The organism is Candidatus Aegiribacteria sp. (genome assembly GCA_021108435.1).
Lineage (GTDB): Bacteria > Fermentibacterota > Fermentibacteria > Fermentibacterales > JCC-6 > Aegiribacteria.
In genome coordinates, this window is the sequence record JAIOQY010000157.1 from 1 (window position 1) to 10,201 (window position 10,201).

Here is a 10,201-nt window from a genome sequence, read left to right on the forward strand (position 1 = left end):
AGAGAGGGGCGGATAAACCGCCCCTCCCTATTAAAAGGTTCTAGTTCGAAAGAACCGTAAACTCTATCCTTCTGTTCATTGCCTTGTTTGAAGAAGAAGTGTTCGGTACAACGGGCTGAGCTTCTCCGAAGCCCAGGGTTGTCAATCTGGAAGCGGATATTCCGCGCTGAACAAGGTAAGTGAATACTGAAGAAGCTCTCTGTTCACTGAGGGTCTGGTTGTAGCTTGAACTGCCGTCAGAATCTGTATGTCCGGCAATCTGAACTCGGGCATTCGCATTTGCCTCGAGTATTTCAACAACGTTGTCCAGAATGTAGTAGGATTCCGGTTTGAGAGTCGCGCTGCCGCTGTCGAAGTAGATATTATCGAAGGATAGAACCTGTCCTGTTTCCAGGGCGGGTCTCAGAACGAAATCGACAATTGAAGTCTGATCGGCAGCAATAACAACAGGCTGGGAACGGGAAACGTATCCGTCAACCTCAGCCGTTACTGTCCATGTTCCTTCCGGCGCGTCAATCTGGAATACTCCAGCCGCGGAAGATTCAACTGTGATAGGTTCTTCTGTATCGATAGTTATCGTAGCCTGAAGCGGATCGTGGTTCTCGAACTCCGTAACCGTTCCGGCGATCTGTCCCTGTCCGGCTCTAACCTCAAGAGAAAAATCAACTACAACATCCTGATCTGCTTCCAGAACCACCGTCGCGGACGCGGCATTGTAGCCTTCCGCAGAAACGGTAACGGGAATGCTTCCTTCAGGAAGAGTGACCGAATAGAAACCTGTTTCAGGATCAGAAGTAACACTCTGCACAGGTATGCCGGGGAAGGATATCTCAGCCTCCACAGGTTCACCCGTTTCGAATTCAGTGATCATACCTGAAACTGTTCCGGTTGTGATCCCGGGTCCCTTATCGATCAGATCGCTGGAGAAAGCTATGCTCATCGAAACTCCCCAGTCCTGGGTGCCGCCTTCTGGAAGAGGCGCTCTTTGCTCTCTCTCTTCTGTTGATACGCTTCCGGACTGATAAAGATCGTGTCCGAAGTCGAAATATTCCGGATTGAAATCCGTCAATCCCATATTGAAGCTGAAGTCCATAATGACTCCGCCACCCGAGAAAACCCGGATTCCGGGAGTGAAATAAGAGACAGTGCTGTAATTATCTCTGTCAAGATACTTCTTCAAGGAAAACTCCGTGAAGATAACAGCGAATTTGGTGGGAAATTCAATAGCAAATCCCAGATCAAGTGCGTTATCCTTAACCAGCAAGCTCACGTCAGACAGGTTTGTTCTTGATCTTCTTCCCGTACTGTCAAATTCAAGTACGTAATCTTCCATGCTGATTGTCTGTTTGTACATTGAGTATCCAACATTGACATGGGCGCGAACGGGGGTTCCAGGCCATATGTTAGCCATGTCTGCGGAAATAAGACCGCCAAAACCGATACTGGTATGTCCGGTAGCAAGGCTGGGTCTGCGCATGGAGTACATCGGAGTGCCGCCTGCATATCTCCCGTCATATTCTTCGCATTCCACAGTATTGTTTGATTTTGGAGCGAAAGAGAACCAGTTTCCCAATCCCAGCCACAGAACTTCGCTTGATGGCGTAGGAGTAAATCCAGCCTTCAATCCCAGCAGCACATCGCCCATTCCATGGATACCATCCCACTGACCAATCGTCTGATTTCTGGGAGGAGTGAGGTCGAATTCATAGTATGTGCCCACATAACTGATACGTGCCGCAAGTTCAATAAAACTCATCAGCCCGTAATCCAGAGAGAAGAAACCCTCAGCAAGATGCTCCGAATCCTCCACACTCAGTACAGTATCTGAACTGGTGTATCGAGCACGATAGTGAAGATCATCGTACTTGTCTGTACTGCTCCAGTACCGGCCAATCAGAGCAAAAGCCATTTCGTTCTCGCCGATGGTTCTGGCATCAAGAACCCTACTCACTCCCCTGAACCCCATTACCGAGGGGAGGGAGAAGGCACTTCCTGTTACCAGAAGAAGTGTGATTAACAGTAGAAAACCACGTGATTTCATTTTCCTTTCCTTTCAAGTATTGAATAAAATTACTCAACATGACTTGCACTATAAAACCTGCACTATTAGAAAAGCATGTACGGCTTATGTCAACTGCCTGAAAAGAACTATGTTTGAACTAACGGAAATTGAACTGCAGAACTAATACTCAGTGAAAGGAAATGAATATGTCTAGTTATAGATTTCTTCTGCTTACTCTGCTTGTTGTATGCGGAGTTTCATTCTCATATGACCCGCTTTACTACAATAACCTTACAAGTGTTCTGCATTCGATGGAATCAGACGGGGACGTTGCTCTTGGGTATTTCGGAGCAAATCAGTACTGGTTCACCGATTCCCTTGGCAACAGCGAGCTTCATGATTATTCAACCGGCCTGGGTGTTCTGAGATTTCAGTTCGCCGGCAGATACGGTCTGACAAACAGCCATACGATTTCAATTATTATTCCCGGCCACCTTCAGATTCAGGGACCTGAAGAAACCACCGGCGTGGGAATATCCGATCCGTGGATATCTCTTGATGGATGGCTTTCTCGATCGCCCATGCTCATAGCAAGGGGCGCGATAAGGATTCCTCTAAAAGGAGCGCTCGAGTCAGGCGATTACTCAGAAAGCGACAGACATTTCGCTTTTGACGGAGCTATGACTATTCAGTCACCGGTTTCACAGGGATCAAGTCTGAGCGTGGAAGCTACCGCAGGCCTTCGTTATTACCTGTGGGCATGGGATGCACTTCACGTATCACGAAGGGATTCCGCAGAAACTAAACCTCCTATTGAACTCCGACTTACAGGTTTTTTCGTCCTTCCCATGAATCCTGAACTGAGCCTGAGAATTGGAGGGGAATTAGCAACAAGAGGAGAAACAGAAGCAAAGATAGATGGAAATACAACCGGGCAGAATAACAGTGAATTCAGTCGGCAGGATCTCAGGGCCGGTTTCGTGTTGAACAATGAGAGCATAGACCTGACTGCTGAGGTCTATTACTGTCTTGGCGGGGAAAATACGTCCAAAGAGTGGGGAATAATCATAAACGGAACAGGTATTGATTTCCTCAGTCTTTTCAGCAGCACATCAAGCGGTTCAGGTGGCAGGAACTAGAAGTGCGCCGGCTGGTTATCTGTGCAATTCTGATCTCAGCTGCATTCATGGCTCGTACTTCAAGTACCGGAAAGGCTTTGCTAGACATTTCTCGCGAGTATGTGGGAGCCCTCTCTTCAGGAAATACTGAAGACGCATACTTCCTGCTGTCCGATAGTCTTGCGGCGCTGGTCAGCCCGGTCTTTCTTGAATTACTTGATAATTCGCCTTCATCAGGCAGAATCACTATTGGTAGCATTGAATCAAGAGGATACACAATCTCCATTGCTCTCGATCACGGAGGATCACGAACAATCTGGCTCGGAGAGAATGACTCGGGAAAATGGGAAATAGCGGGAGATTCGTCACTCGATAATCTTCTGGGAAGAGCTACTGTGATGTGTACTGCTTTCGCTCAGGAAACGGTAATCCCGGCATACCGCAACGGAGTTGATCCCGGGGAATACAGTTGTCCAATAAGCAGCAAACCCTATTTCCTTGAAGGCAGCATGCTTCTCTGTCCTTCAGGCCATCTTGGAGACGGGCTGGATGTCGGAGGATCCAGCTGCATGCTGTTGCGAGACAGCCTGGCAGGAGTTGTCTCTGATTACATCCTTGCAGGTTATCGCTTCCCTGACAGTTTTGCCGGGATGTTCGAGGAAAGTGACGGGGAATTCAGCCAGCGGGGGGGATTTCGCTGTCCGGATAATGGTTACGTTTACTATGAAATTACCGGGGAAGGAGTTTTTTGCCCCTTCCATGATGAAACGAGCAGAATAGAACTTCAATCCGCTTCGGAGAGATCATATTTAAATTCAGCATCAAACAATCCTGGTCAGGAGAACCTTTGAGCAATACAACCCTTATCAATACTCAGGAAGAACTGAACAGACTAATTGAGGATCTGAAAAAAGAAGATGTTATTGCACTGGATACTGAATTTCATGGAGAGAAAAGGTACTGGCCTGAACTGTTTCTCATACAGTTTGCGGGCAGGAACGGTCCGGTAGCGGTTGACCCTCTCGGGATTGAAGATCTTTCGCCGATCGCCGAATTGCTCCAATCGGAGGTTCCGGTTAAGGTTATTCACTCGGCCAAAAACGATATTGACGTGCTTATGCATCATCTGGGCATAGTTTTTTCATCCGTATTCGACACTCAGCTTGCTGCCGCGTTTCTTGGATATGAACTTCAGATCTCTCTTTATAATCTTGTCAGAACAGAGTGCGGCAAAGCTCCGCAAAAAGGACACACTCTGAGCGACTGGTCTATCAGGCCTCTCTCGAATGAGCAGATCGAGTATGCCCTCAACGATGTCAGATATCTGCTTACGATTTACCGGAATCAGATGAAAAGGCTGAAGTCAACAGGTAGGTTGAACTGGTACACGGAACAGGCTGAATCACTCACTTTTCCCTCTACATATGAGATTCCTCTGAGAAGAATCTTCCAGAAAGTCAGATCCACCGGAAAAATCACGAAAAGCAGGCTCCCTATCCTATGGGCTCTTGTTCAATGGAGAGAAAAGACAGCTGAAAAACTGAATAAACCCCGCAATTACATAGTAAGGGACCATATCCTTGGAGCAATCACCGCAATGGCCCCTGAGAAAATTAGCAGCCTGTCCAGGCTCAGAGGAATCTCATCCGGGTTTATTAAAAAATGGGGAAACGAAATACTGGAGGTGATCAAAGAAGCCAGGATCAACCCTCCGGAAAATATCCCGGATATTCCGAAATACCACTCAAAACCCGGGATTTCAGCCCGCAGGGATATCCTCAGAATATTTCTGAAACAGGAGTCCAACAGACTGGGCATTTCACCTGCTCTGCTTCTGTCATCCGATATGATGGATGCTCTTGCGAAGCATCCTCCCTGCTCAGTGGATGACTTTTCTGAGATTCCTGGATTATCCGGCTGGCGGAGAGAAGCTCTCGGTGATGATCTTATCTCTCTTCTTGAAGGAAAGCTTGCTCTCAGCCTGAAGTCAGGACGAAGTCAGGGATTGAAATTTGTAAAAGTAAAACAGTGACCGGCCAGCGAGCACTTGAGATTCTCGAATCAATGAAACGCGCTGCAGGTCTGCCGGGTACTCCGGCCCCTCTCCAGGAATCACATGAGGCTTTCCCTGTTTTTGTATCAACTGTTATAAGCCTGAGAACTAGGGACGCTGTTACCAGAACGGTATCTGCGAGAGTACTTAAATCTGCCCCTGATGTTACGTCGATGATTTCTATTGACAGGGAAGAATTGGAGACTCTGCTTAAACCGGCTGGCTTCTTCAGACAGAAGGCAAAACAGCTGAAGCAGGCAGCTGAATTAATTCAGAGCAGGTTTGAAGGAGAAGTACCGGACAACATTGAGGATCTGCTGAGCCTTCCGGGAGTAGGAAGAAAAACGGCAAATTTCGTTCTTGGAATGGTATTCGGAAAACCCGCGATATGTGTCGATATTCATGTGCATCGAATCTCAAACAGACTTGGTCTGGCGCGCACATCCTCACCTGAAGAAACTGAACTGCAGCTTCAGAAAATTTTTCCTCCTGAATACTGGATCGGTATTAATCATACTATGGTAACGTTCGGACAGAGAATCTGTAAACCGGTCAAACCCCGGTGCGAGGTTTGTCCTCTGAATACAATCTGCCCTGTTGTTATCTCAAAAGTCTGATCTCACTCTGATGAATTCTTAAGTGAAACGCGGTCACGCACCAGGTTCGCGGCAACGGCGAAGGCATCGAAGTACCGCTGCAGGGAATCAGCGGTTGATTGGTATTCATTCGAGCCGGCAAGAAAATCGACCAGAACCTCCCGCGCTCGTGCAAGTTCGCGCAGGCGAGTAACCGAGCATCGGTGGCGGGGATCATCAAGAGTAAAATCCATCAGCTCCAATGCACGCTCAAATGCTCTTTGAGATATCTGCGGATTACGGGTTTTCCATCGCAGTGCCCTGCCTACCTCGCTGCCTACATTTCCCAGCTGTTCATACAGCGAAAGCTCCCACCAGCGACCTGCGGCGAGATCCTTGTGCATGGAGGATTTCATTCGAACACCAATCGATCCACCACATCTTGAATCTGTTTACGGATTGAAGGATCATCAACATTTCTGGAGCGATTTCCGGAGGATGGTCGCAGATTTATCATCGAATCAAACTCCAGCCAGTCTTCTGCAGGCAGCTCCGGATAGAGGTTAATTCCCCATAGATCCTGTTGCCTTGAACCTGTCGAAAGCAGCTCTGCTTCTTCATCTGAGTGCAGGTCCGCATCAATGACCATGATCTCACGAGCTACATCTACCACAGCTTTGACCATATCACCGAAGCGCTCTATCGCCATTTGACGCAGTGAATCAATAGAAATCGGTTCTTGCTCTGTTACTGCTTTCATAGTCAGCTTATTATCTCTTTTCTAATGAGCGTATCCAGCATCAGTGGTGGCACTTTGAATAATCCGTATGAATTTCCCACTCTTAAGCAAGTATAATCGATACAGCTTGATGGAGGTTTTCCGTATGATCTGCATTATTCCCATTTCACTGGTTTGGAGTACTCGCGCCTATTCCTGTCAATGGGAGTGGAGAAAAGACTCAGGATTGCTGAAAGTAACTGATGTCCGTTACATTATGATGACATTATAAATACTGAGATGAGGAGAACAGGGAATGGGTTCTTTCAGCAACTACAGTCAGTATAGCGCTTCAGACGGAACCGGATTCTTTTCCCGGAATGGTTATTCAAAGGTTCCCGTTCTTGTACAGTGGATATCTACGCTGAAATGCGATCTCAGCTGCCCGCACTGCCTTTCCGTCAGCCTGGATAACGGTTTCACCGATATGCCTCTGCAGGCTGTAATGAAACTGATCGATGAAATTGTCGAAATGGGTGTGGAGGAGTTCCTTGTCACAGGCGGAGAGCCTCTTGCAAGGAACGATCTGCCTATGATTATTGACTATCTTGGATTCAGGGAGCAGAACTGGACTCTTAATACTGCAGTTATGCCTTCAGCATATCAGAGAAAGAGGCTTGCCGAAAACAGCCCCGGTTTTGTGGCGGTGAGCCTGGATGGACCGAGGGAGATCCATGATTCCTTCAGAGGACGGAAAGGAGCATGGGAAGAAGCGATAGAGGCTATCAGCTTCTTTAAATCCCTGCCTGGAGTCAGGGTTTGCGCAGGCACCACAGTGACAAGTATCAATGAACGATATCTTGAGGAAACCTTTCAGCTTGTAGCTGCAAGCGGTGCTGACCAGTGGGGAATTCACCTGCTGGTTCCCGAGGGGCGAGCTGCATACCGCTCCGACCTGTTTCTGTCAAAAAGGCAACTGAGACAGCTGATAAGGTTCGTCGCACGAAAGAGGCAATATTTCAATGTGGAGATGGCCGATGAGATCGGTTATCTTGGAAATTTTGAACCCCTCGTAAGGGATTTCCCCCTTACCTGCGGCGCGGGTAAATCTCAATGCGTGATCCTTCCCGACGGTGAAGTTGTTCCGTGCACAACACTGGACAGGTCTTTCAGCGCCGGAAATATCCATCAGAGGCCCCTGCGGGAGATATGGGAAGATGGTTTCAGAAAACTCAGGAAATTCGAACCTGAAGGGAAGTGTGACGAGTGCATCTACTATCCAGCATGCAAATCAGGTTGCTGGCTTCAGAGGAAAAATGGGAAGGAATGCTTCAGGGAAATATGGCATGTTCCGGATTCATTGAAAACAGCAGCCGGTATTACCGTCTGTCTCGGCGCCCTGGCTTCGGGATTAAGCCGGGGAGCTGAAATCCGGACAGCGAAATCTTCAAATGCGTTACCCTTACAGATTCATATGAAGCAGATCAAGATAGATTCTCAATCGGTGATTTTTGATCCGGAGCTTACTGATGGAATAATCATGGGTCACTATGTAGAACTGTCAGCCGGTTACCGATCGGGAACACTGAGTCTATTACTTGATCGGTTTGATACGGAAGATCCAGCCTGGGATATTCTCAGTGGTTTTCAGTATGGGACACTGCCGCAAAACATCACTGACCGCTGTGAACTTGTAATGAACGCCCTCAACACGGAATATCCTTCGTTGTCCCTTGCAGCCCTTATGTGGAGAGTGGTCAATGAACCATTCTTCGATACAGAGAAGTTTTCAGAGAACGAAATGAAAGCTCTATACTCAACTCTTGAAGCTCTTCATCAGAAAACCTGCCAGTGGAGATTGGCAATATTCGAAAACCGTCTTGATCCCTATCTCAGAAACGATAGATTCACCGATCCTCCATTCTTCATGTACAGCAAGGCAGGTCCACGGCCCGGAGACGTGGAGAGGCATTATCTGACATCAGACCTGAACATCGAACGGTGGGGGACCGCGGATGATACTCCGGGAATTACCGCTGAATATCTTCTTGAGCACCCTTACGCTGATCAGATGAACCTGATATTCAGATCTTCTGATCCCGTTGACATCCGGATGTATTCCAGCAGCGGCAGCGAACCATTGAACACTGACAGCGGTGGTAGATACATTATAGGTATTTTCGATGTTATTGAAAGCGATGAAGATGCTATGTTCCTCTTTGAGATTGTGAGTACAGGCGGATCGGAGATACCGTACGATTACGAATCGAAGCACGATGATGAATCTGGTGAGAACCACGTAAGCGCATTAATCGAAGTTTCTATTGAGAGAGGAAGAAAATACACGTACATCGATATTCTCAGGTCAGCCTATCACCAGCGGAGGGGTCAGATACTTGCAATCACGTCTCAGATGCTTTCTGAAGCGAATATGTATGATGAGGGCAACACCGATTACATGAGCGGTTACATAATGGAAAATGAAACTCTCCTCTGGCCTGGTGTCAGGGAAATCGCGGGTTCAGAAATGGACAGTAGTACGCTCATTGCAAACAGGTTCATCGACATCGAAGAAATTCGCAGTCGGGCAGTGAAAAAGGATATAGACTTCTGGATGTTCTGATGCATCTACTCTCAGAAATCGAAGCCCTCAGTATTTATTTCCGCGGGGTTTTCAGGAGACCATGTTCTTGCTTCACCGCTGGAAATCCTGAACAGGGTCAGTGTGTCCCATCCGAACTGCTCTACAACAGGTTTTAGAAAGGTGAATTTCGTTTCAACGATGTGCTTCTTGAGTTCTTCATCATCAAGCTTTTCCATTTCTCCCCGAATTCTCAGCTGAATTTTTTCCTCCATGCTCCAGTAGCAGAGTTCCACCGAGGAATTCGCAAGGAGCTGTTTACAGATATCCTTACCGGTACCGGTACAGAATGTAAGACCGTTCTCGTCAATATACGGCGTATCCATTCCCCGGACTCTAGGTTCTCCCCCTTCTGCCGTGGCCATGAACGAAGTGGTATTACGACGCACGAACTCAAGAATTTCGAAGCGGTTCATTTTCTCTTTCCTCTCTCCGGTTTACCCCGGACTGATTATTCAGCATAAATGATTATATACAATTTTGATATTTCATGTCTTCAGTATGAGAAGGAATTATTTCAGATGGTGAGGGAACCGATGAAAATAGTGTACTCGCTAACGCCGGATAAAATGATAGACATAACACGGCCTCTTTCAGAAGAGACTCCATTCTGGCCTGGGGATGAGCAGTTCAATCGAAGGCTTATAACGGTTGCCGATGGATTCGTTACATCAGGATTGAAGATGAGCTCCCATTCGGGAACTCATATGGACGCTCCCGCTCATCTTGCCCATTGTGATACAACCGTGGACAATATTCCTCTGACGAATCTTATTCTTCCTGCTACAGTGGTGGATTGCAGCTGCAAAAAGGTAATCTATGAAGATGTACTGTCGGGGCTTTCACTTCAGGGAAAAGCCCTCCTGCTGAAAACAGACTCTTCAGATTCAGATCAGACAGATGTCTTCAGGAATTATACCGCGTTAACAGCTTCTGCAGCTGAAACCGCTCGTAAAATGGGAATCGCTCTGATTGGAATCGATTCTGTTTCCGTCGACCCGCCGGAATCATCGAACGCTCACAGAACATTTCTGGAAGCATCCATTCCCATCGTGGAGAATCTGTGGCTCAGCGAGATAGACCCCGGGGAATAC

General features: G+C 47.4%; 10 protein-coding genes. 6 read left to right on the forward strand and 4 right to left on the reverse strand.

Features of this window, described 5'->3' with window-relative positions:
• Nucleotides 1–40: 40 nt before the first annotated feature.
• Nucleotides 41–2,041 (reverse strand): OmpA family protein, encoded by a 2,001-nt coding sequence (locus tag K8R76_08760; protein MCD4848267.1) that lies wholly within the window; start codon nucleotides 2,039–2,041, stop codon nucleotides 41–43.
• A gap of 167 nt (nucleotides 2,042–2,208) precedes the next feature.
• Here K8R76_08760 and K8R76_08765 point away from each other — a divergent pair, with 167 nt between their 5' ends.
• Genes K8R76_08765 through K8R76_08780 form a run of 4 tightly spaced genes read left to right on the forward strand, consistent with a single transcriptional unit; the run spans nucleotide 2,209 to nucleotide 5,790 of the window.
• Nucleotides 2,209–3,141, forward strand: coding sequence for a hypothetical protein (locus K8R76_08765; GenBank protein ID MCD4848268.1), 933 nt, complete (start codon nucleotides 2,209–2,211; stop codon nucleotides 3,139–3,141).
• Between the two features lie 2 nt (nucleotides 3,142–3,143).
• Nucleotides 3,144–3,971, forward strand: coding sequence for a hypothetical protein (locus K8R76_08770; GenBank protein MCD4848269.1), 828 nt, complete (start codon nucleotides 3,144–3,146; stop codon nucleotides 3,969–3,971).
• Entirely contained in the window at nucleotides 3,968–5,152 is a 1,185-nt protein-coding gene (locus K8R76_08775; GenBank protein ID MCD4848270.1) for a ribonuclease D, read from the forward strand. Before K8R76_08770 ends, K8R76_08775 begins: the two co-directional genes overlap by 4 nt.
• Before the next feature lie 32 nt (nucleotides 5,153–5,184).
• Nucleotides 5,185–5,790 (forward strand): endonuclease III, encoded by a 606-nt coding sequence (locus tag K8R76_08780; protein MCD4848271.1) that lies wholly within the window; start codon nucleotides 5,185–5,187, stop codon nucleotides 5,788–5,790.
• A 2-nt stretch (nucleotides 5,791–5,792) separates the two neighbouring features.
• Here the strand turns inward: K8R76_08780 and K8R76_08785 are convergent, their stop codons facing one another.
• Together K8R76_08785 and K8R76_08790 are read right to left on the reverse strand one after the other, a co-directional pair.
• Entirely contained in the window at nucleotides 5,793–6,164 is a 372-nt protein-coding gene (locus K8R76_08785) for a hypothetical protein (GenBank protein MCD4848272.1), read from the reverse strand.
• Nucleotides 6,161–6,508 (reverse strand): DUF5674 family protein, encoded by a 348-nt coding sequence (locus tag K8R76_08790; protein MCD4848273.1) that lies wholly within the window; start codon nucleotides 6,506–6,508, stop codon nucleotides 6,161–6,163. The genes K8R76_08785 and K8R76_08790 overlap by 4 nt, the downstream gene beginning before the upstream one ends.
• A gap of 274 nt (nucleotides 6,509–6,782) precedes the next feature.
• On the opposite strand from K8R76_08790, the gene K8R76_08795 reads away from it, so the two are divergent.
• The gene (locus tag K8R76_08795) at nucleotides 6,783–9,089 is read left to right on the forward strand and encodes a radical SAM protein (GenBank protein ID MCD4848274.1); all 2,307 of its coding nucleotides are present in this window, start codon (nucleotides 6,783–6,785) and stop codon (nucleotides 9,087–9,089) included.
• A gap of 11 nt (nucleotides 9,090–9,100) precedes the next feature.
• Here K8R76_08795 and K8R76_08800 read toward each other — a convergent pair whose 3' ends face one another.
• A complete protein-coding gene (locus tag K8R76_08800) occupies nucleotides 9,101–9,523 on the reverse strand; it encodes a pyridoxamine 5'-phosphate oxidase family protein (GenBank protein MCD4848275.1) in 423 nt (140 codons plus the stop codon).
• A gap of 120 nt (nucleotides 9,524–9,643) precedes the next feature.
• On the opposite strand from K8R76_08800, the gene K8R76_08805 reads away from it, so the two are divergent.
• Nucleotides 9,644–10,201 (forward strand): cyclase family protein (locus K8R76_08805; protein MCD4848276.1); only part of this gene is annotated, 558 nt, incomplete at its 3' end.

Excerpts from the sequence above, each read along its gene's own strand:
- K8R76_08765 (MCD4848268.1), top strand. The coding sequence starts at position 2,209 with ATGTCTAGTTATAGATTTCTTCTGCTTACTCTGCTTGTTGTATGCGGA.
- K8R76_08795 (MCD4848274.1), top strand. The coding sequence starts at position 6,783 with ATGGGTTCTTTCAGCAACTACAGTCAGTATAGCGCTTCAGACGGAACC.
- K8R76_08785 (MCD4848272.1), bottom strand. The coding sequence starts at position 6,164 with ATGAAATCCTCCATGCACAAGGATCTCGCCGCAGGTCGCTGGTGGGAG.
- K8R76_08780 (MCD4848271.1), top strand. The coding sequence starts at position 5,185 with ATGAAACGCGCTGCAGGTCTGCCGGGTACTCCGGCCCCTCTCCAGGAA.
- K8R76_08790 (MCD4848273.1), bottom strand. The coding sequence starts at position 6,508 with ATGAAAGCAGTAACAGAGCAAGAACCGATTTCTATTGATTCACTGCGT.
- K8R76_08800 (MCD4848275.1), bottom strand. The coding sequence starts at position 9,523 with ATGAACCGCTTCGAAATTCTTGAGTTCGTGCGTCGTAATACCACTTCG.
- K8R76_08760 (MCD4848267.1), bottom strand. The coding sequence starts at position 2,041 with ATGAAATCACGTGGTTTTCTACTGTTAATCACACTTCTTCTGGTAACA.